Annotated in this window: 17 protein-coding genes; 9 read left to right on the top strand and 8 right to left on the bottom strand. The window is 50.1% G+C overall.

All coding sequences use genetic code 11. The features are described from left to right. Window positions 1-17: 17 nt before the first annotated feature. Window positions 18-2,189 carry a M3 family metallopeptidase gene (locus tag ACNRUY_RS07845; RefSeq protein ID WP_488111096.1) on the top strand — a complete coding sequence of 724 codons (2,172 nt, stop codon included), beginning with the start codon at window positions 18-20 and terminating at the stop codon, window positions 2,187-2,189. Here the strand turns inward: ACNRUY_RS07845 and nrdG are convergent. After that, the gene (gene nrdG / locus ACNRUY_RS07840) at window positions 2,138-2,641 is read right to left on the bottom strand and encodes an anaerobic ribonucleoside-triphosphate reductase-activating protein (protein WP_488111095.1); all 504 of its coding nucleotides are present in this window, start codon (window positions 2,639-2,641) and stop codon (window positions 2,138-2,140) included. The two genes, ACNRUY_RS07845 and nrdG, sit on opposite strands and share 52 nt — an antisense overlap. Before the next feature lie 91 nt (window positions 2,642-2,732). Then, window positions 2,733-4,865, bottom strand: coding sequence for an anaerobic ribonucleoside-triphosphate reductase (gene nrdD, locus ACNRUY_RS07835; RefSeq protein WP_488111094.1), 2,133 nt, complete (start codon window positions 4,863-4,865; stop codon window positions 2,733-2,735). A 515-nt stretch (window positions 4,866-5,380) separates the two neighbouring features. Between nrdD and ACNRUY_RS07830 the strand changes: the two genes are divergently transcribed. Further along, window positions 5,381-6,154 carry a UPF0149 family protein gene (locus ACNRUY_RS07830; protein WP_488111093.1) on the top strand — a complete coding sequence of 258 codons (774 nt, stop codon included), beginning with the start codon at window positions 5,381-5,383 and terminating at the stop codon, window positions 6,152-6,154. A gap of 75 nt (window positions 6,155-6,229) precedes the next feature. After that, complete coding sequence (locus ACNRUY_RS07825; protein ID WP_488111092.1) at window positions 6,230-7,036, top strand: hypothetical protein; 807 nt, start codon at window positions 6,230-6,232, stop codon at window positions 7,034-7,036. Between the two features lie 107 nt (window positions 7,037-7,143). Here ACNRUY_RS07825 and ACNRUY_RS07820 read toward each other — a convergent pair whose 3' ends face one another. The 3 genes from ACNRUY_RS07820 to ACNRUY_RS07810 form a co-directional block, all read right to left on the bottom strand. After that, a complete protein-coding gene (locus ACNRUY_RS07820) occupies window positions 7,144-9,378 on the bottom strand; it encodes a DUF748 domain-containing protein (RefSeq protein WP_488111091.1) in 2,235 nt (744 codons plus the stop codon). A 338-nt stretch (window positions 9,379-9,716) separates the two neighbouring features. Further along, window positions 9,717-11,315 carry a hypothetical protein gene (locus ACNRUY_RS07815; protein WP_488111090.1) on the bottom strand — a complete coding sequence of 533 codons (1,599 nt, stop codon included), beginning with the start codon at window positions 11,313-11,315 and terminating at the stop codon, window positions 9,717-9,719. 179 nt (window positions 11,316-11,494) lie between these two features. Next, the gene (locus tag ACNRUY_RS07810; RefSeq protein ID WP_488111089.1) at window positions 11,495-12,148 is read right to left on the bottom strand and encodes a thiopurine S-methyltransferase; all 654 of its coding nucleotides are present in this window, start codon (window positions 12,146-12,148) and stop codon (window positions 11,495-11,497) included. Between the two features lie 450 nt (window positions 12,149-12,598). Between ACNRUY_RS07810 and ACNRUY_RS07805 the strand changes: the two genes are divergently transcribed. From ACNRUY_RS07805 to ACNRUY_RS07790, 4 genes are all read left to right on the top strand, one after another. After that, window positions 12,599-14,875, top strand: a complete 2,277-nt coding sequence (locus ACNRUY_RS07805; protein WP_488111088.1) for a glycosyl hydrolase family 18 protein — start codon at window positions 12,599-12,601, stop codon at window positions 14,873-14,875. Further along, window positions 14,823-16,637 carry a hypothetical protein gene (locus ACNRUY_RS07800; protein ID WP_488111125.1) on the top strand — a complete coding sequence of 605 codons (1,815 nt, stop codon included), beginning with the start codon at window positions 14,823-14,825 and terminating at the stop codon, window positions 16,635-16,637. Before ACNRUY_RS07805 ends, ACNRUY_RS07800 begins: the two co-directional genes overlap by 53 nt. 89 nt (window positions 16,638-16,726) lie before the next feature. Next, window positions 16,727-18,526, top strand: coding sequence for a type II secretion system protein GspD (locus tag ACNRUY_RS07795; RefSeq protein ID WP_488111087.1), 1,800 nt, complete (start codon window positions 16,727-16,729; stop codon window positions 18,524-18,526). Next, window positions 18,513-19,283: a P-loop NTPase family protein gene (locus ACNRUY_RS07790; RefSeq protein ID WP_488111086.1), complete on the top strand. Its 771-nt coding sequence runs from the start codon at window positions 18,513-18,515 to the stop codon at window positions 19,281-19,283. The genes ACNRUY_RS07795 and ACNRUY_RS07790 overlap by 14 nt, the downstream gene beginning before the upstream one ends. Before the next feature lie 7 nt (window positions 19,284-19,290). Here ACNRUY_RS07790 and ACNRUY_RS07785 read toward each other — a convergent pair whose 3' ends face one another. From ACNRUY_RS07785 to ACNRUY_RS07775, 3 genes are all read right to left on the bottom strand, one after another. Next, on the bottom strand, window positions 19,291-20,319 hold the full coding sequence (locus tag ACNRUY_RS07785) for a CobW family GTP-binding protein (RefSeq protein ID WP_488111085.1): 1,029 nt from the start codon (window positions 20,317-20,319) through the stop codon (window positions 19,291-19,293). Between the two features lie 88 nt (window positions 20,320-20,407). After that, window positions 20,408-20,518 (bottom strand): cytochrome c oxidase subunit CcoM, encoded by a 111-nt coding sequence (gene ccoM / locus ACNRUY_RS07780; RefSeq protein WP_488111084.1) that lies wholly within the window; start codon window positions 20,516-20,518, stop codon window positions 20,408-20,410. A 77-nt stretch (window positions 20,519-20,595) separates the two neighbouring features. Then, window positions 20,596-21,618, bottom strand: coding sequence for a LacI family DNA-binding transcriptional regulator (locus tag ACNRUY_RS07775; protein WP_488111083.1), 1,023 nt, complete (start codon window positions 21,616-21,618; stop codon window positions 20,596-20,598). 274 nt (window positions 21,619-21,892) lie between these two features. On the opposite strand from ACNRUY_RS07775, the gene ACNRUY_RS07770 reads away from it, so the two are divergent. Then, window positions 21,893-23,464: an ABC transporter substrate-binding protein gene (locus ACNRUY_RS07770; RefSeq protein ID WP_488111082.1), complete on the top strand. Its 1,572-nt coding sequence runs from the start codon at window positions 21,893-21,895 to the stop codon at window positions 23,462-23,464. Next, complete coding sequence (locus ACNRUY_RS07765; RefSeq protein ID WP_488111081.1) at window positions 23,461-24,432, top strand: ABC transporter permease; 972 nt, start codon at window positions 23,461-23,463, stop codon at window positions 24,430-24,432. Before ACNRUY_RS07770 ends, ACNRUY_RS07765 begins: the two co-directional genes overlap by 4 nt. Window positions 24,433-24,592 lie beyond the last annotated feature (160 nt).

Below are 24,592 nucleotides of genomic sequence, written 5' to 3'. Positions count from 1 at the left end.
AACATTCAGAGGCTATTATGAGTGGTAAATTCCTGGTGATACTCCCCGCCCTGTGGCTGTTAACGTCTTGTAACTCACCGAATACAAGTACAGATAAAGAGCGTTCTCCACTGAATCAGCTGGATGAGACGAACCCATTTAAGCACGAAAGTACTTTACTGCACGGGACGCCAGATTTCAGCCGAATTAACAACAGCCATTTCAGGCCCGCCATAGAAGCCGGTATGGCTATTCATAATGATGAGATAGCCGTCATTGCTAACAACCTGGAGCCCGCTACTTTTGAAAACACCCTGGTTGCCCTGGAAAAATCCGGGACATTAATGTTTCGCAGTTATCAGGTTTTTCACTGTCTGGTCGGGGTTTCTGGGGGTGAAGACCTGATGGCGCTGGAAGCGGAGATTGAGCCCAGGCTCAGTGAGCACTGGAGTCAGATTTATCAGAATGAAAAACTGTTCCAGCGGGTGGCAAAGGTCTATAACCAGCGGGAAGGTCTTAACCTGGCCGCTGAAGACCAGCGCTTGCTGGAACTGACTTTTGACCGGTTTGTTCTGGCGGGCGCCCAACTGCCGAGGGAACGCAGGCAGGATGCTATCCGGTTAAATAAACGCTTGTCTGAACTGGGCAGCCTCTTTTCCAGAAACGTCCAGGAATCCTCCCGGGACTCAGCCGTGGTTGTGGAGGATGTCCGAAAGCTCGCAGGCTTGTCTGAACGCGAGATCCAGTTGGCCGCGGGAGCTGGAGTAAGGGCCGGTAAGGCTGGCAAATACCTCCTGACCTTGAGTAATACGACTCGCCAGGCGTTGCTCTCATCGTTGAAGGACCGTGACACCCGAAAGTCGTTATGGCTTGCTTCTGCGCAGCGAGCTTCCAGTGGGGGAAATAATAACCACCCGCTGCTGCTGGAAATGGTTAGGCTGAGGGCTGAGCTGGCACAGCTACTGGGTTTTAAAAACTGGGCTGAATATCAGCTCAGGTGGAGTATGGCGGGTGGTCCCAAGGCCGTTATGAGTGTGGTGGAAGAAGTTGTACCCTATGCTCGGGACAAGGCTAATGAAGAGCTGGCCCGTATTACTTCCCGTGCTTCAGCTGAGTTAGCCGGGAGCGAGATTAAACCCTGGGACTGGCTTTATTACGCAGAAAAAATACGTAATGAGGCTTTTAGTGTGGATCATGCCGAAGTGGCCCAGTACTTTGAATTGAATCAGGTTCTGGAGTCTGGCGTTTTTTATACCATGCATCAACTGTTTGGTATCACTATGGTGCCCAGGCCAGACCTTCCTGCCTATCACCCCGATGTCAGAGTGTATGAGATCAGAGATGATGATGGCCGTTCTCTGGGAGTGTTCTACGGCGATTACTTTGCGCGAGAGGGTAAGCGGGGTGGTGCCTGGGCCAGTGTGTTTGTCAGGCAGTCTCACCTCCTGGGTGACAAGCCATCCATTATCAATGCGCTGAATATAAGAAAGTCCGTTGAGGGTCAGCCGCAACTGGTAAGCTGGGAGGATATAGTTGCCCTGTTCCATGAGTTCGGGCATGCCATGCACTCACTTTTTTCAGATGTTAATTATCCTACGCTTTCCGGTACTCAGGTGTCCCGTGATTTTATTGAGTTCCCTTCTACTTTTCAGGAGGACTGGCCGCTTAACCGGGAAGTGCTTGGCCGTTTCGCCAGGCATGTTGAAACCGGCAAGCCTATGCCGGTCCAGTTGCAGAAAAAACTACTGGCCTCCAACCGGTTTAACAAGGGATATGACATGCTTGAACACCTTGCCGCGGTTATTCTGGATATGGAGTGGCACACCTTGGGAGCCCAGGAAGCAGAGGCTGTCACTGATGTAAGCGCTTTTGAATCTTCGGCTCTGGCAAAATACGGTGTTAATGTGAAGGCTATTCCCCCCCGTTATTACTCCGGGTATTTTTTCCATATATTCAGTTTTGGTTACTCTGCCGCTTATTACTCGTATCTCTGGTCGGGCATTATGGCTGCAGAGGCTTTCGATTATGTTCAATCCAGAGGGGGGCTGGGGCGTAAACAGGGGCAGCATTTTCGTAATACGGTTCTTTCAAAAGGGAACAGTCAGAACCCAATGAAGACCTATCTGGATTTTGTGGGTAAAAAACCCGGTATCAAGCCCTATTTGCTGCGAATGGGGCTGGTTTCATCAGACCCTGAGCCTGGTAAATGAATCACCCGCTGATTGCTGCTGCCACGCCAGGGCAGCGAAAGGTCCCGTTTGTCCAGCTCGAAAGGGCCATCAATCAGAACATCAATATATGAAATAACCTCCTGCTGTGATTCGGTCAATGACTCCAGCAGATAGCCGGTCCACAGCCAGATGTCTTTGTCAGGGTATTCTGCCTTGACCCGTTTGACCAGTTTCAGGATAGCTGGGACATTGCCGGGAAACAGCGGGTCTCCCCCGGAGAGAGATAGCCCGTCCCGCTTGATGCGCTCATCACCCAGGTCGGCCAGAATCTGGTCTTCCATTTCCCGGGTAAATGGCTCCCCCTTGCTGGCATCCCAGGTGCTGGAGTTATGGCAGCCTTTGCAGAAATGCTCACAGCCACTGACAAACAGGGTGCAACGGGTGCCCTCACCATTGACGACGTCGACAGGATAATATTGAAGGTAGTTCATGGCTGCTTATCAAATGGGTGGATGATCAGGTGAACAATAAACACAGAGCAGTCTCCTTCTGAAGATGCCCTGCGTCTGGCCGCTGAAATGGTTACAGGTGCTTCACACGACGGACTACTTCTTCCTGTTTACCTTTGATAAAGGGGCGACTGTTAGGTTGCCCGAGATAACCACAGACCCGGCGAGTCACTGACATTTTACTGGAGTCCCGGTTTTTGCATTGAGGACACTCGAAGCCGCGACTGGTGGCATTGAATTCCCCTTCATAGCCACAGCTATAACAGGTGTCAATCGGGGTATTGGTTCCGTAATAAGGAACCTTGTCGTAAGTATAATCCCAGGCATTTTCCAGGGCTTTGAGGTTGTTGATCATGTTCGGGTATTCCCCGTAACAGATGAAACCTCCGGTGGCCTGTTTGGGGTAGGGCTGTTCAAAGTCCACTTTGTCGTAAGGGGTGACTTTCTTCTCTACATCCAAATGGAATGAGTTAGTGTAATAGCCTTTCTCTGTGACACCCTCAATAACGCCAAATTTCTTTTTGTCCAGGCGGCAGAACCGGTCACACAGGCTTTCGCTGGGTGTGGAGTAGAGGCTGAATCCGTATCCGGTTTCCTGTTTCCACTGCTCTACCGCTCCGCGCAGATATTCAACAATGGCAACCCCTTTCTGGCGGAGCTCATCACTGTCGTAAATATCACCGGCACCCTCTTTTCCGCCATACAATGCATTGATGGTTTCATGGATGCCGATATAACCCAGAGAGATAGAGGCCCGGCCATTTTTGAAAATATCGCTGATTTTGTCATCGGGATTGAGCCGGACGCCACAGGCACCTTCAACATAGAGGATGGGGGCCACCTTGGCACGGACTTTGTCCAGACGCTGGATTCGGGTCATCAGAGCTTCCCTGGCCAGTTTTAGACGCTGATCCAGAATCCGGTAAAAGTCTGCTTCAGAGCCTTTACTTTCAATGGCGATCCGGGGCAGGTTAAGGGAAACAACTCCGAGGTTATTCCGGCCATCGTGAACCAATTTACCGTCTTCTTCATAAACGCCCAGGAATGAGCGGCAGCCCATGGGGGTTTTGAAACTACCGGTGACTTCCACCAGTTTGTCGTAGTTAAGAATGTCCGGATACATCCGCTTGCTGGCGCACTCCAGAGCCAGTTGTTTAATGTCGTAGTTTGGGTCTTCTGGTGAGAAGTTGACCCCCTTGCGGATGGCAAAGACCAGTTTCGGGAAGACCGGTGTTTTATTATTGCGCCCGAGGCCACGAATACGGTTTTTCAGAATGGATTTCTGAACCAGGCGTTCTTCCCAGCTGGCTCCCAGGCCAAAACCAAAAGTGACAAAAGGTGTCTGGCCATTGGCTGTGTGCAGGGTGTTGACTTCGTACTCCAGCGCCTGGTAGGCGTCGTAGCAGTCTTTTTCTGTCATCTCCATGGCGTAATCACGGGCTTTGGCTTCGTCGCCAATCCATTGCATGCCTTGCTTCAGGTGTTTTTCAAAGGTCTTTCGAACATACGGGGCGTGGATGCGATCGATTTCATTAATACTGGTACCGCCGTATATATGACTGGATACCTGGGCAATGATCTGGGCCGTGATGGCTGCTGCGGTCGTGATGGATTTCGGGGTTTCAATTTCTGCATTGCCCATGCGGAACCCTTTGGTCATCATGCCCTCAATATCAATCAGCATGCAGTTGAACATGGGGAAAAAGGGCGCGTAGTCCAGGTCGTGGTAATGTATCTCCCCCCGTTCATGGGCTGCGGTGATGTGCTTGGGAAGAATGTGCTGCTTGGCGTAATGTTTGGCCACCACTCCTGCCAGAAGGTCCCGCTGGGTCGGGATGATTTTGCTGTCTTTGTTGGCGTTTTCGTTGAGCAGCTCTTCATTGTCCTGGTTGATAATGCTCAGGATGTCGCGACTGAGGGAGTTCCGTGACTCCCGTTCGATGTCACGGGTCTGGCGATATTCAATGTATTTCCTGGCAGCATCGTGGTATTCGCTGCTCATCATCAGGTGCTCAACCTGATCCTGGATATCATAGATATCCACCAGAGCCTGGCCGGCAACTGAGCTGGCGACTTTTTTGGCCACATATTCCGCAAAGTCGTTGTCTTTGATCTGAGCATCATTCAGTGCGCTGGCAACGGCTTTTGCAATGCGGGGCGCATCAAAAGGCTGGCGGGATCCATCGCGTTTGATGATCTCAGTCATGGGTTTTATCTCCGGGTGGATATTTGCTCTGGAGCAAGTAATCGCACAAGTTGTGGTTAGGGTTTTTGGTGAGCACTACATGTAGTGTTAGAGGACTGCCGTATCATCCCTCAAAGTGGCTTTTTCTTCAATATTGACAAAGCGTAAATTCCTGCGAAAAAAACCAGTTGACACCTGATGTGTAAAGTAAGTCAGGATTTACTGTCGTGCAGGTGTCCATTTTATGGGGGCTTTTGAAGAGGCTTTTTTTTTGATTTTGATGCATAAGTAAATTCCGAAGTGAACACTGTTTCTGTTTGTTGTTTGATCTGCTCCGGGGCTTCCGGTGACAGAGGTTCCTTCTGATGGCTGGCAGCACTCAGAGCTTGTAGTCGTGTTAACCGTTGCTGGATGCTTTGACATAGCCATTGATGCACCCTGATGATGATGAGATGATCTGCCCCCATTTGTGGCCGGAGGGACAGGCTCTTATTGTAAATCTGTTGTATAGGCCCCTCCGGAGGTGACCTTTCAAGGTGACTGGTTGCTCTATACTGAGCGAGTTGGATGATGTGGAGATTGAGTTGAGTCTGAATGACGATAAAACATCACTGATGAATAGTGAGTTTGATGAGCTGCAGGAAAAAAAGTTGTCTGCCTGCCTGGCATCCGTTCATAACAGTGGGATGAGTGTTTCAGCCATCAAAGGGCTGATGTTTGCGGTTGCCAACGCTCCAGTGGCTGTTCCTCCGGATCGCTGGTTAGCTCTGGCGCTTGGGACAAAGGATCCTGAGTTTGAGTCAGAGCAGCAGGGCAAGGATATCCGGCATATTCTGTTTAACTTGTTGGAAAAGGTTCGCACTACCATTAGCAGTGGCCAGGAAGTATTGCCGGAAGAGTGTCGTGCAGAGGACATCTATTCCGCTGAGTTTTCCAGGTTGCAGGAGTGGTCAACAGGCTATGGTCAGGGGAGCCAGCTGTTGATGGATGTTTGGACAGAAGTGCTTAAGCACCCCAAAGTCAAACCCATGGAAGATGCCTGGTCCAGCTGCATGGTGTTACTGAATGTCTGGAGTAAAGCGGAAAGCCTGCTGGAAAAGGCAAAAAAGAAAGATGGCCCGGATGTGAATAAAATGCTGCTGGCTATGCCCGCCGTGGCCCGGGAAATGGCGGTGATGTGCCATGATATTCAAGGGATCTGGCAGCAGGCTCTGAGCAAGCCAGATCCGGTAACGGTACAGAAGGTGGGTCGGAATGACCCCTGTCCCTGTGGTAGTGGGCAGAAGTTTAAGAAGTGTTGTGGGGGGTAGGATTCACCTGCTCAATGAGCCTGGCTCTTATACAAGAATGTATAAGAGCTGCATTGATGATACTGGAGATATAGGGTGTTGATAACCAGCTTGTTATCACGACGGAATAAAAAAGCTCTCAGGACTGGTTTTTTTCTTGCTTATGCTTTTATTGCGATCTTTTCGACCGTACTCTTTTCTTATGAACTTTCATTTTACAACTTTCCCCATAAAGATGAAGCATCGTGCGTTCAATCTATCAATGAATATCATATTGATCTTTGTCGTTCATACTTTCGAATGATAACTGAAGAGTGCAAGGGAAACCATTGCTTAGGTAACTTCCATGAACCTATAGCTGTTTTAAAAGTATTTCAAAGAAGCAGGTATGATAACGTCGATCATTTTGTTTCATATAGGGTTGATGTTGCATTATTGAATGGGCATTTTTATGGTGATTTGATGACTTTGCGATATAGGCCAGGACCTTTAACAAAAATAGCTCCAGAATTCAGTTCTATCGTATGGAGTGATGAATATTCCTCTGTATATCAGCTGTTGTTTATTCGTGATGATCATACTCTTTTTAGTTACGCCCATCATAACCTGTTTTTTTATGATGACTGGACTGGAGTTTCTGACTTAGACAAGGCTATGCCCAATGTGGGCCATAAGGCTGGTCGGTGGGGAGTGTATACAAGTTCCTTGAAGTGTCCCTTTAAAGAACAATCTGCCGATAGGAGGGGAGATGTTGGCAGGGACTCTATGACTGAAATAAACGTCGTTTGTACATTTCTAAAGAACGAAGACGTTGATGAGCTGGCTGGTCCGTCAATCAGGGCTGGTTTTTTCTACAATCAATATAAAGCCGATTTTTCTGTCACTGTCCCAGTATGCAGGTGACAGTAGTCTCTCAGTTGAATGAAGTGAGTAATTGTTGCCAAATTAGAGCTTGTTCTCACCTGAAGATACAGCATTGTCACTCTTCAGTTTTCATTGTTTTTTCGGGACTATCCAGCATTAAGTTTCAACTCGGTAACTGCTTGCTCGTAAGTTTCAGACTTATCCCGTGTTCCCAGCAGGTAAATACGCTCTGGTTGCAGTCCCCCTTCATCAATCAGATAGCCACGAATCTCTTTAGCACGTCTGATAGCCAGTTGTCTCATGGCCTCAGGGTTATAGGGCCACTGCTGGAGCAATTCCTGTTCCAGGGGAGCTGGTTGGGTTGCTGTTGCTTTAAGGTTCTGGCTTGAGGCGATCTGTTTCAACAGATCCAGTCGGGTTTGATCCGTCATGGTGGGCAGAAATAATGTTTCCGGTACCGGTTTACCCTGTTGCTGGAGGTAGGTAGGCCATAGCTCCAGGAGGTGCTGGTTTAGAAGCTGTCTGGCAACGCTGGGCCAGTCGGAATCCCTGGTAGTCGCTCCCAGTATTTCCAGGGAAAGTTCGGGGCGCTCACGAAGGGCCTGTGCCAGTTGGTCCAGTGAAGCGATCTGGCCATCAGAAACCCGGTAAGCCCCTGGTTGAAAATGCAAAAACTGCATTTCTTCGGCATCGCCCCCTACGATGGAGGCGAGAAGATCAAAAGGTGCGGCAACGATATTGGTGATCAGGTTGAACAGGGCGGTTCGTATTACCGGCCCCAGTTCAAACTCAGGGTTCTCCAGATCACCGGAGACGGGCAGGGAGATATCAATGCGGCCATCTCTGTCTTTCAATAGTGCCAGGGCGAGCCGGATGGGCAGATCCACAGCCTCATCGCTGTCCACCGGTGTGCCCAGTATCAATTTATCCAGTAACATTTGATTACTGGCGGACAGCTGGTTGTTCTTGACTTTGTAGTCCAGGGAGAGATGGAGCCTTCCTTTTTGAATGGTATAACCGGCAAAGCGCCCTGAGTAGGGAGTCAGTGTCGTCAGCTCAACATTCGCAAAAGACATGGACAGCCGGGTGTCTTTGAGAGGAGTCGATGGGTTGAATTGACCTTGTATGGTGACGGGAGCATAGCGGTCAACCATGCCATTCAGGGTGATTATTGCAGGAACACTGCCCGAAGTGTCCAATCCGGTCACTTTACCATTCAGGTTGATCACTGGCGTGGCGAAGCCGGGCTGGAAAGACTGGTCAGAAAAATCCATAACACCGTTTTCGACGATCAGCTGCCTGATGGCCAGATGGGTAGAGGGGGAGTCGGTTGATGGCAGAGCTTCCTGTTCAATGGATGGCTTTAACAGGCCGGCCAGGTTTATCTGCATATGTTCGTCAATGGCAACAGTGACTTCAGGAGCTGCCAGCACCAGCTTTTCAACGGTTACCTGGTTGTCCATCTGTTGGTCTCTCTGTTGAAAGCTGAAACCGGCCAGTTGTAATTGTTGCCAGCTGGCAATTGGGCTGTGGTTACGGCTGTCTTTCAGTGCAACCTTGTCCAAGGTGATATTGCCGTTTGCTTTGAGGCCGGTTAGAGGATGCCATTCCAGCTTGGTGTCAGAGTTTAGCACCCCCTGCTGAAGGGCTGCATACGTGGTCGTGGATAGGTATGGTTGAAAGTCAGTCAAGTCCAGCTTTTCAAGCTGAATGGACGTCATAACTCTGTTTTCAGGAAGCTTCAGCTGAAGGTGGGCCTTGACTGAGCCTTCCCTGTTTACCTGGGTTGCCACTGTCATGGAACTGTCTGCTACAGGCCAGCCCAGACCCCGGGATGAGATGTTTATCTGATCCAGGTTCAAAGAAACAGGGCTGCCAGAGGATGCAGCGACATGTTCGTCTATAAACGAAAGCTTTCCATCGATGACTGCCAGACGGTTGATTGAGATTTGGACTGGAAACGCTTTGTCATCCGATTCTGGTGAGGCCTCTGGCGTATCGGCCTTGACGGGTAATGATGCAAAATTAAAAGCGCCTTCTTTATTCAGGCCGATATTGATCTCTGGTGTTTCCAACTGGAGGCTATCCAGGGTCAGAGAGGGAGTATCCGTTATTGAGGCAAGCCCTCTGACCAGGCCTTTCCATGATAACTTGATGGAAGCGGACGGTAGCTTTAACAGGCCCTCCACATCCAAGGCCGTCAATGAGAGTTTAAGGGTAAAAGGATTGAAGTGAACCGCTCCAATCTTGACTTCCCTGGTCAGGGATCTGTCAGACAGCAAGGTCAGCCCTGCATGGATAACAGGGGGAACCAGGGCAAAACCGATCAATGCATAAAGCCCAAGGGCTTTCAGGGTGGCAGAAATCAGTCTTCGCATCATTTTGGCAATCACTGGCGGTAATGTAGGTTATACAAAGAGGGCTGGGTGGCATCCCTGCTTCAGAACACTTCTGCCTGTTTGATCTGATGCTGACCGGATAAATACGGCTGTGGTATGAGAAACAGTTGTCAGGCTATGGTCAGTTATCTTCTATTAGGCAAAAACAGCCAGCTGATCATATCAGGCTGGCGTTGGGAATGGTATCTTCTTGAGAGTCAGTCTGCAGGTTGAACGAAAAGCTGTAGGCCAAGGCAGGCCTGTCTGTCAGAGATACAACTGGGGCGCTTCCGGATAGTTCTATAGGTTTATGTAATGTCACCGGATGACAATAGCGAGGGCTAATATATTTGAGTGTATTTTAATCTGATTTTCAGTTCAATCAGTTGTAATTTAATAGGGTGACGAAGTGAAGGAGGGGCGGGTAATGTTTTATTATTGGTATGCTCAGCTACAGAAACTGAGTTCGCGGCCAACCACATCCAGTGATTAGTACCGTTATAAACCATAACAGAAGAGTTGTCAGGTATGTAGTCCTGGTCAGTTATTTCCCCATTAATATTCAGTGCCAGAATCTGATTGCTGTCTGTAAGCGGGTGAATAATATAAAGAGGATCAGCGTGAGATTCCAGTTCAGACATTTGATAGGCCCATAACATTTGTAGGGTTTCCATCCCTCCCCATCCGCCTGAGGTTAAAAGATAAATCTCAGCATTAATTGCAGTATCGATATCATCAGCATTGTTTAAATGAAACTGATTTAAAAGGGTTCTGAGAACAGGAGGTAAATGCGTGCCTTTTAATTTGTCCTTTAGGTGTTCAAGCCATTTGATGGCTTTGTTTCTGGTGATATTTCTGAAAACAGGATGAACCTGTGACATTGAGGTAAAAAGGCAGTTGCCATCTCCAGCGGGTGTATGAAGTCGGTAATTCGTAGCCGACAAGCCTTCGAGCAAGCCTTCCCATAATTGAGGCATAGCTGCAAAGACCAGATGCTCAAGATCAATTGCAGCGTCTTGGGCCAGAAGCTGGCTGCTTTGCAAACGGGAGAGGATATTCTTCTGCTGTTCAGTCAGTCTGGGCTTTACCCGCTGGTTTGCTTGTATGACTTCAAGTCTGGGATCTGTTTTCAACGTTTTCTGGGTTTCATAGTATTGTTCAATGGTTGGAATACCATCATCTACTCTCCATTGGAGAACGACATTAGCCCTATGTTGGTTGGGAGCGATTGATGTAAATGTTTGTTTTTCGGCAACTCGAGCGATTGCTTGGACTTCTTCAAGGCTTCGTTTGCCATAGCTTCTTAGTGCCCTGAAATAACGAATCAGATCTGGAGAGGCATGTAAATAGATGCCGTAGTCCATATACGAAACTAACTCATTTCCGAGGCTGTGAGTGCCTTCAAAAATTAAAATATTGGCTTCAGTATGATCTATCAATGTTCGAGGATGAATGTTTCCGTCGTCTCGGCTATACCCTGCAGCAAAATGAAGTTTCCTTCGGCAAATGTCGGAAATACAAACTTTCATTTCTGGCCATCGATATTCATCTCCTGAACAATTTCCAGATATACCTAATTCGCCACATTTTTGTGTGAATTCTTTTCTTCGTTCCTCTCTTGATTTCAAGAAAAGATCCTGTTCAAAAACCTGTATACTGACACTCATGTTTAGAGACACTGATCTTTCATGTAGCTTGTTTTGTAATTTCTTTGATAATGTGGATTTTCCAGTGGATGCCGAGCCTTCTAAAGCAATAAAAAAAGGCTTTTTGTTAAGCAAGCCGGTGGTTAGTTTAACTTGATAGTTATGTAAAATATGGTCGGCCAAGTTGTTTATGGTTTCATCATCATTGCCTTTAGCATTAGGATGTAAAATCAGAAAAAGGCAAGTCAGCAAAATACTGAATGGAGTGTTATGGCTTGCAGGGAACGGCTTCATACAAACCTCCTATGGTCACTCATCGCGTTGTTGGTGTGGCGTCATTGCCTGAAGATAAAGGGTAGACTAAAAAATATTTTTTGTTATGGAAAAATTATCTATCAGGAGGTGGGGCGCATTATGTCAATGGTGAACAGTTACACTGTAACTGCCCGAGTATGTCGGGCAGTTGACGTTTTCTAGCGACGATCCAGTTTAAAGATGTGTTCGGTAATAACCTCCAGCCCCTGCGCCTGTTTTTTCGGAGAGGGTTTGGTGTCCCTGGTTTCCAGAAGGTCGATGGCAAAATCGTTGCCATAAAGGGACTCTACTCGCTCCGGTGAAATACTGTAGGGAGGTGGAGGGGTAATGCTTTCATCATACTCAACCGTCATCAGTAGAATCTGCTCAATGTCAGGTGAGACTTTCAACAGGTGCTGGACATAGTGTGACTGTAATGATTCCGGGAGGGCAACAAGGGCTGCCCGATCATAAACATACTTTGCCGGGATGCTGCCCGGCTCCAGTTGAAAATAATCCCCCTGAATCAGAGCCAGGTCATTTCTAGTGGACCAGTAAGCATGTTCACCGGCAGGCTGGGCACTGGCTTTCAGCTTATGCTCATTGAAAAAGGCACGGACGGCCTTTTCACTGAGTTCAGAGCCGACCACAAAGTGTCCCTGCTGCTGTAGCCAGCGCAGGTCGTGGCTTTTTCCACACAGGGGAACAAACACTACCTCTGAGGCAGAAGCGCCTGTGGAGGGCCAATGCCTGAGCAGCATGGGGTGAGGCTGTTCCAGGTGAAAGCCTATGTCATTGTTTTCCCATCTGGATAGCCAGTCATTATTGTCCATTGTCAGCAATATCCTTTGTTAGAGGAAATAAGGCTTGATCAGCCGCATCTGAAGGTGCTTGCCTGGCTGAAAGAGGCCTCCTGATACAGCGGGGAACAGGGTCCCGGATGAATTTAATTTACCAGTCTGAAATAGCCAAATCTACCCTTTTATTGGATTGTGGTTTTCGGATGTTCAGAGGTGGTAGTAATGATTATTAATAAAGCAGTTATGAAGGAAGTATTTAATTCAAGGAGTTTAGTTGAATTTTGAAAGGTGGGTTTTATTGGTTTTTTAATTAGGGTGATTAAATGAGGTGTTGATTTAATAGCCGGTTTAGACGTGATGAGTTGCGAAGTCTACAGTAAATAATAATTTCAATTTTCAGAATGCCTGATGGATTAACGAATACATGGAGTGTAAGCAATGTACAGGAAGTACAGCGTTTTTTTATTTTTCACTGCAAGTTTAATGGGATCCGTTGTTTACAGTGCGCCTCTTGGTGCGCCACCGGTGCTTGATGGCAGCCAGCTGGTCCGACCTGATACCACGCCTGTGGCTGATGGCAACCCCAGTAATAAGGTGCGTGAAACCTATTATAAGGACGCCCATAAAGAGATACCTGAGGGGCGTGAAATAGGCTCCTACTACGCGTCATGGGGTGTCCACAGTGGTCGCGACTACGGGCCTCATCAGGTGCCCGTAGAAAGGTTGACTCACGTGTATGTGGGGTTTGGGGGGATCTGTGGTGATAATCCGACCGCCTATAACAATGGCGGTGGACTCAGGACCTCCTGCCAGAGTCTGTTAAGTGGTTCTGAAAATGGCAGCTACTATTTGAATCGGATCAAAAGCCTGAAAAATGGCGAAGTCTCTTTTATTGATGACAACTGGGCTTATTTCGACAAAAAGATGACTGCACCGGAAGGAGAGTACTCAGGGCAGCTCAGTGGCATGATTGAGTGGAAAAACAGAAACCCCAAACTGAAAGTCATATGGAGCCTTGGAGGCTGGAGTTACAGTCGTCCATTTTATGCCATGGCTAACAGTGCCCAGGGGCGGAAAGTGTTTATTGATTCCATTATTAACTGGCTTTCTGAACCGGTCATGTTTTTTGTGGATGGTGTCGATCTTGACTGGGAGTTTCCTGGTGGTGAAGGTGCCGACTCCGGTGTGGGAAATCCGATGACCGACGGTAAAGCGTACATTACCCTCCTGAAAGAACTTCGGGCTGCGCTGAATACACTGGGAAGTGCCAATAACAAAAACTATGAGTTAAGCGCTGCCATTGGTGTTGGTCCCAGCAAACTGGAAAATTTCAAGGCCAGTGGTGCGGTGATTGCCCAGATGTTGCCGCACCTGGATCGTCTTGGCTTGATGACCTACGACTTCCATGGTGCCTGGGATAATTATGTGGGGTTTAATTCAGCTCTGGGCCGGAGTTCTGGTGATAACAGGACTTTGACGATTAAAGAGATTGTGGGCTTGCTTGAAAGAGAGCACCAGGTCAGCGACTTCAGCAAGATCAGTCTCGGGCTGGCGTTTTACGGCCGTTCACACGGTGATGTTTCTGCTTATGACCCTTATTCCCTGCTGGGAGCCAATTCCAGCGGTGCAGGGGAGGGAGGCTCAGTAGAGCCCGGTTCCTATTCCTATTTTGATTTGTATAAAAACTTTATTGGTAAAGAGGGGGTCGGTATCAATGGCTGGCAGGTGGTTTATTTCCCCGAATATGCAGGAGCGCTGCTCTGGAACCAGTCGCGTCAACAGGTGATCAGTTATACCCCTCCCAAAGGGGTTGAGTCTCTTGTGAATTACGCTAGGTCGAAAAAAATGAAAGGGGTTTTTTCCTGGACGGTGGATGATGACAACGGGGTTTTGCTTGAAGCGGCTCACCGTGCCTATGGGCACTCCGATACAAAGTTAACACCCCGTAGCCCCAGAATGGTTTATGCCCCTGAGTGTCGTGGTTTCAGTGGAACCATCAAGCCGGGGATGCTGTTCGTTGACAATGGCACTATCTATAAAGCCAGTGGCTGGATCACCAAATGTCCGGGTCAGGGGGCTGCGTGGGAAAATGCCCAGTGGCAGGACATGAGTGGCCAGTTGGTTTCAGCCGGGTGGAATGTTGACGGTAGCCTTCCCGAGGATGATCGTGCGGCAGGTGCAGGTACTGGTCAGCCTGAAGAGGTAATACCTCCTCAGGAGGTTCTGCCACCCTCTGAACCGGTGCCTCAGGATGACCTTTCTCCTGCAGCTCCCTCCGTTCCTGAAGACAGTGCCAGCCAGGGCAGTGGCTCAGTATGGTCACGGGGGAAGATATACAGTACACCGGGAGAAGTGGTTACCTACCAGGGAAAACAGTACAGGAATAAATGGTGGACCCAGGGTGAGGAGCCGGGCAGTGCCCCTGTCTGGGAGGGACTGGAGCCTGAAAGCGGCAATGGTCCGCCAGCGGTTTGGTCGCCGACAAAGACTTACAATAAGAACGATACAGTTGTCATACACAATGGCATCAAATATCGGAATCAATGGTATGCGAACCCGGGGGATGAGCCTGGAACCTCTTTGACCTGGGAAGAGGTAGAAGAGGGTGGCTTATCTTCAGGGCCTCAAAACTGGTCCCCAGGAAAAGCATACGACCGGAAAGGCGCCATAGTGATTCACCGGGGAGTCCGATACAAAAACAAGTGGTATGCCAACCCTGGGGATGAACCTGGAGTTAATCCGGTATGGGAACGACAGTAAAATGAATAAAGCCGGTTTGTCATGGTGGGTGGGTTTTTTCCTTATCTGTCTTGTCCAGATTCCTGATGTTCATGCAGTGACTCTGTGGAAAAGCCACTACTATTACCGGGCCGGCTCCCTTGTCTCCCATAACAGCGATGACAGCCTGATAAAGTATCGTGCCATCAAGCCTTCCAAAAACAAGAATCCTGCCCAGTACCCTGATTACTGGAAGCCAGTATCGGTAATTAATGGAAAAAACCAGATCCCTGAAGATGAAACGGCCATTGAAACAGGTGCTCCGGTTCCCCCGGCCGTTATTGTACCTCCTTCGGAAGACGTATTTTCAGACTCGCAGGTTGTGACTGAGGAAATCGGGAGTCCGGACCTGCCAGATATCAGGCTGGAGTCGCCTGCTCTCATTGATACGGGTTCTCCCTTGATTCCAGATACAAGCTCCCAGGAGACAGAAGTCGAGGGTGTGGAAAGTCGCTCTGCAGCGGATGAGTGGGATGCAAAAGTGTTTTATCTCGCTGGTGAATTAACCCGCTACAAGGAGGCGCTTTACCAGGCCAGGTGGTCAAACAGCTCCATGATTCCTGGAAAGACAGATGTCTGGATGATATTCAATGAACCCGGAATTCACCATCAATGGCAGAGAGACCATATCTATCCGGTGCCTGGGCTCAAGGTGTTGCACAGTGGCTACTTTTATGAAAACACCAACTGGACATTAAATGATGAGCCAGGGAAAGCGGCGGTATGGAATAAGGTGGAAAGTGCTGATTATGCGGGAGCGACCCCATGGGATGGCAGCAAGAGTTATGGGACGGGTGACCTGGTCCGATATGGAGACATTCTTTATCGGAGTCGCTGGCATAACCAGAACCAGGTGCCAGGCCGCACAGATGTCTGGGTGATCGTTTTTGAAGAAGGCAAACAGTACTATTGGAAGCAGAATCATGTCTATCCAGTGCCGGGAAACCGGGTAATTCACAAGGAGAATATCTATGTCAATTCATCCTGGACCCGGGGGGATGAACCTGGGGTCGCTCCTGTATGGACATTGACAGGCGCTTCTGACGCCATTGCAGACTGGAACTCAGATAAGCAATATACCATCGATCAACGGGTTCGCCATGACCAGCGCTACTATAAAAGTGTTCGGGAAAACCGGAATGAAGAGCCCGGGCAGAGTGACTCCTGGAGCCTCTCGGATCATGACGGTACCATTTACCCCTGGATTCGTAATCACACATACCCGGTGGCAGGTGTGAAGGTGTCGTACCTGGGTAACATATACCAGAATACCGGGTGGACCCGGGGGGACTTGCCGGGTGAGTCTGCTAAATGGGAGATGGTTGTCGCATCAGGAAATGGCGACTCCGACTCTGGCAGCAGTGGCGGTGTATCCTCCGGCAGTGCTTCCGTTAACTGTTATAGCCCGGTTGAAGGTGGGCTCTCTTTCTGGCAGCCACAAAGCAATTATGTGCTCAATGACAAGGTCAAGCATACTCACTTGCTGGATGGCTCAAACTATACCCTGACGTTTCAGAGCCGCTGGTCAATCAATCCGGGAGAGGAACCTGGTCTTAATCAGGGGTGGGTGTTGTTGCTTGCGGAGGACGCTTTATGTCCCTGGAGTCCTTATTACACCTATTCCGATGCAGATAACTGGACGACAGTTTTTCATAAAGGGAAAGTCTATCGGCGAAAGTTCTGGACCTTGAATGAAGAACCGGGATCGGTGATTGAGGGCTCTGCCTGGGAAGTTATTCAATAAAAACAACGATGCCCTGTTTTTAGAATCATAAAAATAAGGCTCCGGAAAGGAAACCAAAATAAACTGAGTGGATCATTATGAACATTCAAATGAAAAACCAAGTTATCAGGCTTGTTTTTCTGGTGGTGCTGATGGCTGGATGCTCTTCGACTCCCCAGAAAAAATGGGAGAGCCGGGATTTCAGCCTGATGGAGGCCATTGAAAAGACCAGAAGCGGAACCGTTGGTCATTTCAAGAGCATTGTTGAGGAAAAAAAGAAAAAAGCAGAGGCTTCCAGGGATTTTGATAGTTTTATTGATCTTCAATACTGGAAAAGTGCTTCAATGATCTCCCTGAAAAAATTGATTGATGAGGCCATTGATAATAATAAAATTGATCTGGCCATCAACCTTTGTACGGAGGCACTGTCGATCAATCCCGATGACAGCCGGGTAAAAACCACTCTGAGGGTGATTACCAATAAAAAAGACCCGGTCCAGAGCATTGCTTCAAGCCTTTCCCCGTATAGCCACAGTGGTATGGTGATCAACCGTTCTTCCTTTCAGAATTCCATTTCAGTGTTTAACCCGAGAATCAGCGGTTCCGGAAACCGGGGGATGCTGGACTTTTCCGCCAGCACCACCCAGAAAAGCTATCAGCTGTACCAGAAGTTAAAGTCAGAGACGATTGCAGGCATTGAGCCGGGTTCAATCAGCCGGATTCCGGTTTACAGCCTGGTTGAGTCTGTTGTTGATTCCGGCGTGCATATTGTCTTTCACCCTTCTGCTGATAGTGTGACCCGGTCCAACGGCATCATCCGAGACCTTGAGGGGATGGAGACTCCTCTGGATGCCCTGGCGAAAGTGGCAAAGAAGGAAAAGGTGAACTTTGTCTTTTTTCAGAACCGGGTTTATGCCTTCAGGGGGGAAGAGATTCCCATTGACCTGGCGGGCCTAAGGAAAAAAATATTAAGTTTTCGATCCAGTTACCAGCCGGTGGATTCTATTGTTACCAGCCTGAGGGCCATGGGCTTTGGCAACAACATCAATAATCTGGACAACAAGAACAACACGGTCTGGATTAAGGGGTCCCTGGGCGAAATTCTGCGGGTACTTTCCACCGTCAGTATCATGGACTCCCCGAAAACCCAGATTAAGCTGTCCATGGAGATTGTTGAGATTCAACACAGCCTGGTCACTGAGTTGGGGGCTAAAATTCCAGACTTCATCAATATTGAATTTTCCAACTTCACCCGGAACACTCAAAGCGGACTGAATGCCGCCAGTCTTACTCAGTTACGGACAGAATCCTTTCTTGATACCTTGAGAGCGGTCAGCACCGATCCGCTGTTGTCTGTTTCTGCCAAGCAGGAGAACTATGAGGTTGACCTGATTGAGAAACCCATTCTTCGTATAGAGGATGGTGGTCATGCTGAAATTAACGTGGGGGATCGTATCCCTGTAATTACCAGTACTGCCAATAGTACGGGATTTGTGTCAGAGAGAGTGTCCTACATTGATACCGGAGTGAAACTGGTTGTTGATGCCCAGATGAAGAACGATGGCCGCATTCAGCTGAACATCCAGGTGGAAGCCAGCCATATGACCAAAACCGTGGAGAGCAATAATGGCTCGTCTGCCCCTCAGCTGGGGACACGCCGGTTGAATTCAACCATGGTCATTCAGGATGGTGAAACGGCCATGCTGGGTGGACTGTCTTTTCTCCGGCATGTGGGTAAAACCGCTGGTTTACCTGGCCTGGCCCAGAACGAAGTGATTGGGACCGCGCTGGGGGGGAAGTACTCGGGTAATAGCACCAAGGCGGATCTGATGATTTTTGTGACACCGGAAATTATTGAAAAGAGCATGCTGCCTTCACGGCATGTGTTTCATACCAATGGCACTTTCTGATCATACCGAAGGGCCGTCAGAACAGGGTTATCAGCTGATTCTGGTGGAAGGCAATCACGGCACGGGCAAATCAACCTTTGCCAGGCTGCTGTGTGAAAGACTCCAGTCAGAGGGCAGGCAGGTTTCTCTGTTTGATGAGTATGAAAATGAGTGTCCCATAGACACCTGGTCCATCCAGATGATGCGAAAAGGGCCCCTGGAGCAAAGGCAGTATTTATCCGGAGACTGTGATTCCCGAACCCGAGAATTTCTCAAGCAGCGTCATGACAAAACCCTGTATACCGCAAGCCAGTGGCTTGAGCTGACTGACCGGTTGGTGGCATCTCCGGAACAGATAATGATTTTTTCGGGCACTTTCTGGCAGAACTGCCTTATGCCTTTTTTTTTCCATGATGCTTCGTTGCAGCAACTGCTTGATGAGCAGAGGGCGCTTGTTTCGGTGATGGCTCCCGTCAGACCGTTTCTGGTTTATTTTTCTACGACAGATCCTTTAACCGCCCATTGTCCACTGACTCACCGGGGTGGGCTTCTGGAGTCCATGCTGTTGAACCTGTACGGCGTTTCCTTCTGGTCGAGGCGGCATACACGGGGTATGAACATTGAGGAAAACGGCCGGGCTTACCTGCAGTCCTGGCAGGGGATACTTGATCAACTGTATGGTGACTTCGCCGGTGAAAAACAACGGTTTCCTGATGTCTGGAAAAACTGGGCAGAGATGCAGTCTGTCCTTGATACAGTGACTGCCCGGTTGTTATGAGAGGGCTTTACGCTTGATCAGGGGTGGCAATCAAAGCTTGCCTCAGCTGGCCTTCAAAGGTGTCCCAATCCAGAGGCGCTGAATGAATCACTTCCAGTCGGCTGTCCGGGCAGTCATCCATTTCCAGGATGCTGACCACGCCATCCTGCATATTAAAGCCCCTTGCCCCCTGGTCCGTTTTCATCACGGCTTTAAGGCGCAGAACCTCCATTGAATGAATCAGGGAAAACAGCTGGTCAAAGGAAAACAAAAGGTTTTCACTGAACAGCCAGCCACAACTGAAATGCCCCTGGCCTGTGTTTTCTTTGCGCAGACTGGTTTCCCCTTCACTTAACTCCAGGTCCATGATGCCTGGTTGCTTCTGGTGGTGAGTTTTGTGTGGACTCTTTTGCAGAGAATGGGCATGGGGGTTTGCGGCAGATCGTTCAGTACGGGGCAGCTCCAGCCAGTGCTGTTTCAGTTGGCCCTGACGGACCCAGCCGGTCAGAGCTTTCCTGTCCGGCAGGTTTTGACAGAACTGTTCAAATTGGGCTTTGTCTTCAGCAGAACAGAGGTCGGTTTTATTGGCCACCAGAACGTCTGACAGGTTCACCTGATCCCTGAAATTATCATTCTCCAGGTAGCGCGCATCGCTGAGATGCCTGGGGTCGACCAGACAGATGCTGGCCTTGAGGTCGAGAACTTCTGAGTAATACTCACCGGTCAGGGTGTTGATGATTTCCTGTGGATGGCCAAGCCCGGTGGGTTCGATTAATAAGCGGTCCGGCTGGCTTCTGGCAATCAGCATGTTCAGGCCAATCTGCATGGGCAGCCCGGCCACACAGCACATACAGCCTCCGGGCACTTCCCGGACAACCACTCCGTTCCCGGCAGCCCCTTCCAGAAGGGCTCCATCAATGCCTACTTCTCCGAACTCATTGACCAGGACGGCCCAGGTTTCCTGCTCGGGTTTGTTGGCCAGCATATGCAGGATAGCGGTGGTTTTCCCTGTCCCCAGAAAACCGGTGATCAGGTTGGTGGGAATCGCTTTGCTCATGGGAGACCCTGTCTGGTGCATGAGCCTGCATTCTAATACAAACAGCCAATTGAACAATGCAGGTCCAATGAATAGCCTCCCAACAGAATCAGGGCTTTTTGCGGGCATCCCTGATAATAAATCCAGCCACTCCCCCGATAACGACCAGGGTGGCCAGTACAACCAGGACGCCAGCAATCACAACTGTATCCAGATACATATCCCTTTCCTTTGTTTTTTTATGGTTTATTCCTCTAAGAGAATAAGAGACGGGCGTGGAAGAATGTTTGATTCAGGTCAATTTCCTGTGCTTCTCGGGCCTGGAATCGTTGCTATTGACAACCCCCCTGTTGCCTCCGGTTGATGAAGAAAAGGGGCTGGCTTTTCAATATCGTCGTCACCCAGGCTTAGTGCCAGCAGGGCAGCATGCCGGGCAATGGCTTCAACAGGGTAGACCACATGGGCCAGTTCAGGGCATAGAAGCGGGCAGGTACCGTCATCATCAATGCTGATGATGGAGAGATCACTGGGGATTTTGACCCGCTTTTCCCTCAGCGCTTTCAGACAGCCTACCGCCATTTCACTGCTTTCAACGAAAATGGCTGAAAACTGAATGGGCCGGGAGAGCAGCTCCAGGGTCCCATGGTAGCCACCACTGATATCGGGTGTGCTGGCGCTGTGGATTGTCTGTTCCGGAATAATGCCCCTTGCCGCCAGGGCGTCAAGGTAGCCCTGGTCCCTGGAGCCTTTCCTTGAGGAGACCTGGCTTGAGGTCAGCAGGGCAATGGTCTGGTGACCGTGGTCCAGCAGGCAGCTGACCGCTTCTCTGGCCAGAGCCCGGTGGTCCAGGGAGACACACTGCTCTGGAATATCGGGAATGGTCCGGTCAATCAGGGTGGTCGCAGAATGTTCTTTAAGCAACTCCATCAACTGAAAGTCGGTCAGTGCTGTGGAGTGAATCACCAGTGCGTCGCACCGCCGGTTGATCAGGGATTGAATGGCTTCCCGTTCCCGCTCAGGGTCACCATGGCCAGCGGCGACAATCATCTGTTTGCCCGCCTGGTGGGCAACGGTTTCAATGCCTTGCAGCAACAAGCCATTGGCCGGGGAACTGAAATTTTCCACCACTATGCCGATGGTGTCCGACTTGCGCGAAACCAGCGCCTTGGCGAAGGAGTTCGGCTGGTAGTTCAGTTCCTTCATGGCATGGAGGACGGCTTCCTGCTTGTCATCGGCCACTGTGGCACTGTGGTTGACGACACGGGACACCGTGGAAATGGAGACTCCTGCCAGCCTGGCGACATCTTTGATATTGGCCACGGGTACATCCTGAAACGGAGGGATCTTGAAGACATATATACTGCCAGAGAGCAGCCCTGTGGTGGTTTGTTCTGCATCAAGAAATACAGAGATCAATATTAGGGACAATCAGGATTGATCTTCCCTCAGCTCTCCTGAAAAATCCGTTCCTCTTCTTCTATTTTGCCTGGATTTGCCTGGACGACAGAAACCGTTCTCCCTTTTTGAACTGCCAATGGGGGAGGACTCACATCTGTCATTACCGGGCACACAGGGTCAGGGAATCCGTTTGATAATGAGGCTGTTTAACTACCGATATCTGTTGATTGTCTTTTGCATGATGCTGTCCGGCCAGGTGATGGCCAGGCCGTTGGTGCTGGCCCTTGGGGGAGAACCTGACCAGGGGTTTGACCCGGTGAACGGCTGGGGAATGTATGGTGCCCCCCTGTTCCAGAGCACCCTGCTCAAACGCGATAGCCAGCTGAGTCTTCAGCCCGATCTGGCGGAAAAAATCACTGTATCAGACGATGGACTGTTATGGCGTGCCACCCTGAGAAAAGGTGTCCGCTTTTCTGACGGTGAGCCCCTTACCAGCCGGGATGTGGTGTTCACCTTCCAGACAATGATGGCCCATGGTGGCAGAAATGACCTGACCATGCTGTCCTCGGTGTCTGCGATCGGTAAAGACCAGGTGGAGTTTGCCCTGAAGCAGCCTTCAAGCCTGTTCTGGGGTCGGCTGGCCACTGCGGCGATCGTTCCGGAGCACCTTTACAGTGAGCAGTATGCGGCGCATCCAGTGGGGTCTGGACCTTTCAGGCTGGTCGAGTGGCAGCGTGGGAGGCAGCTGATTGTCGAACCAAACCCTTATTATTACGGGCCCCAGAGCGAGTTTGAACGCATTACCTTTCTGTTTGGCCCCCAGGAAAGTCTGGTAATGAGGGCGCGGGCTGGCGGTATCGATGCAGTGGCGGTGCCGCTTTCCCAGACGGGACTCCCTTTTGGCCGTCTGGAGGAGCGGGTGGTCGACAGTGTCGATGTCCGTGGTATCAGTTTTCCTGTCCACCCTCCATTCATCACAAAAGACAATCGACGTGCAGGCAATGCCGTGACCAGTGACCCGGCGATTCGAAAGGCGGTCAATCTGGTGATCAATCGTGAGCTGTTGGCTTCCGGGCTTCTGAACAATTATGGACACCCTGCCTGGGGGCTGGCCGATGGCCTGCCCTGGGGCCAGAAAGCCAGCCGCTTTCAGGATAATCAACCGGTTAAGGCTGCAGAGCTGTTGGATCAGGCGGGTTGGGTATACGACAAAAAACAGAAGATCAGAATCAAGGATGGAGTGCCTGCCCGATTTGAGCTCTGGTATGCCAGTGGCGATGCGGTTCGTCAGGGGCTGGCCCTGGCGGTGGCCGATAGCGTTCGGCCTCTGGGCATGAAAGTAGAGGTCAAATCAGCGGGCTGGGACCGGATTGAACAGATCATGTTGACCCAGCCGGTTCTGTTTGGCTGGGGCAGCCATGATCCCATGGAGCTCTATTTGCAGTATCACAGCCGCAATGCCGGTAAGGGGTTTTATAATGCGGCCTGGTATCAGAACCCGGAGGTGGACCAGTGGTTGGATAAGGCCATTGCTTCCCGGTCAGAAAGCGATGCCTGGTCATTGTTCCAGAAAGCTCAGTACGACGGCCATGGTGGGCCGGGGTTCAAGGGGGATGCTGCCTGGGCCTGGCTGGTGAAACTGGACCATGTGTATCGTGTGAATCCCTGCCTTGATCTTGGCCAGAGTCCCATTGAGCCCCATGAACATGGTTGGCCACTGACGGCCAATATTCTGGAGTGGCGGTACCATTGTCAGGGCGATTCATGAATCGCGTTTTCATCAGGCTGCTGATAACGATGCTGGTAACACTATTGATAGTGTCGTTGATCAGCTTCGGCCTGCTGGCACTGTCCCCGGTTGATCCCGTCAATGCCTATCTTGGTTATGGCAAAACGCTGGTCTCTGAAGAGCAGAAGCTGCTGATTATGCAGCAGTGGCAACTTGACCAGCCACTTTACCTGCGGTTTTTTAACTGGTTGTCGGGTTTTATCCGGGGAAAGTGGGGCTGGTCTCTGACGTTTAACTCCCCCGTCATTGAAGTCGTGGTTGAAAGGGTCAGGCTGTCCCTCCCCCTTATCGCTTCCGCCTGGTGCTTATCTACGGTGCTGGGGTTGGCTCTGGGCGTGGCTGCCGGGGTGCGTCATGGGAGGATGACGGACCGGGTGATCCGTTTTTTAAGCTGGTTTCATGCGGCGATGCCCGGTTACTGGGTTGCTATGTTACTGCTGCTCTGTTTTGCCCTGAGGTGGTCGTTTTTTCCTGCCGGAGGCGTGGCACCTCCCGGCTCACTGGAATATACGGTGGATAACCTTACCGCTTTGAAGTATCGGGTTTTGCCGGTGGCGGCCCTGACGTTGACGGCTCTGCCTGCCGTTATACTCCATGCCCGTGAAAAAGTGGTATCACTTATGCTGTCCAGAACTGTTCAGTATGCCAGGGCCCAGGGAGCAGGGTGCTGGGATATTGCCTTCTATCATGGGATGCCCCATGCCGCCATTCCTGTTCTGACGTTTCAACTGGCTGCCCTGGGAGAGCTGCTGGGAGGAGCTGTGCTGATTGAGCAGGTATTTGCCTGGCCAGGATTGGGGCAGGCAACGGTTCAGGCTGGATTGTATTCCGATATTCCCTTGTTGATGGCCATTGTTCTGTCAACGTCTATCGTCGTTTGTTTGGGGAATGGCATGGCTGATGTACTTAACAGGGTTCTTGATTCCAGGTTATTGGGTGGGGGTTAGTGCCTTTTGTTGCGCTTCACGTTGGGTTTTACGTTGTTCAGCAGCAACCTACTTGAAGTGACGTTCTGGAATGCCGTAGGTTGCCGCTGAGCGCAGCGAAGCGCAACAGCGTTCGTGCTCTTTCTTTAGCTATGGGTTTATATGTGTATGGAGATTAACG

This window comes from Endozoicomonas sp. Z74 (genome assembly GCF_057680865.1).
Note: the sequence above shows the minus strand (reverse complement) of the source record. Positions and strands in the feature narration are given on the sequence as shown.

Bases quoted from the DNA above. Each gene is read 5' to 3' on its own strand.
- ACNRUY_RS07810 (WP_488111089.1), bottom strand. From the start codon at position 12,148: ATGGACAATAATGACTGGCTATCCAGATGGGAAAACAATGACATAGGC.
- nrdD (WP_488111094.1), bottom strand. From the start codon at position 4,865: ATGACTGAGATCATCAAACGCGATGGATCCCGCCAGCCTTTTGATGCG.
- ACNRUY_RS07785 (WP_488111085.1), bottom strand. From the start codon at position 20,319: ATGAGCAAAGCGATTCCCACCAACCTGATCACCGGTTTTCTGGGGACA.
- ACNRUY_RS07795 (WP_488111087.1), top strand. From the start codon at position 16,727: ATGAAAAACCAAGTTATCAGGCTTGTTTTTCTGGTGGTGCTGATGGCT.
- nrdG (WP_488111095.1), bottom strand. From the start codon at position 2,641: ATGAACTACCTTCAATATTATCCTGTCGACGTCGTCAATGGTGAGGGC.
- ACNRUY_RS07805 (WP_488111088.1), top strand. From the start codon at position 12,599: ATGGGATCCGTTGTTTACAGTGCGCCTCTTGGTGCGCCACCGGTGCTT.
- ACNRUY_RS07820 (WP_488111091.1), bottom strand. From the start codon at position 9,378: ATGATGCGAAGACTGATTTCTGCCACCCTGAAAGCCCTTGGGCTTTAT.
- ACNRUY_RS07845 (WP_488111096.1), top strand. From the start codon at position 18: ATGAGTGGTAAATTCCTGGTGATACTCCCCGCCCTGTGGCTGTTAACG.
- ACNRUY_RS07790 (WP_488111086.1), top strand. From the start codon at position 18,513: ATGGCACTTTCTGATCATACCGAAGGGCCGTCAGAACAGGGTTATCAG.
- ccoM (WP_488111084.1), bottom strand. From the start codon at position 20,518: ATGTATCTGGATACAGTTGTGATTGCTGGCGTCCTGGTTGTACTGGCC.
- ACNRUY_RS07770 (WP_488111082.1), top strand. From the start codon at position 21,893: ATGAGGCTGTTTAACTACCGATATCTGTTGATTGTCTTTTGCATGATG.
- ACNRUY_RS07765 (WP_488111081.1), top strand. From the start codon at position 23,461: ATGAATCGCGTTTTCATCAGGCTGCTGATAACGATGCTGGTAACACTA.
- ACNRUY_RS07800 (WP_488111125.1), top strand. From the start codon at position 14,823: ATGCCAACCCTGGGGATGAACCTGGAGTTAATCCGGTATGGGAACGAC.
- ACNRUY_RS07815 (WP_488111090.1), bottom strand. From the start codon at position 11,315: ATGAAGCCGTTCCCTGCAAGCCATAACACTCCATTCAGTATTTTGCTG.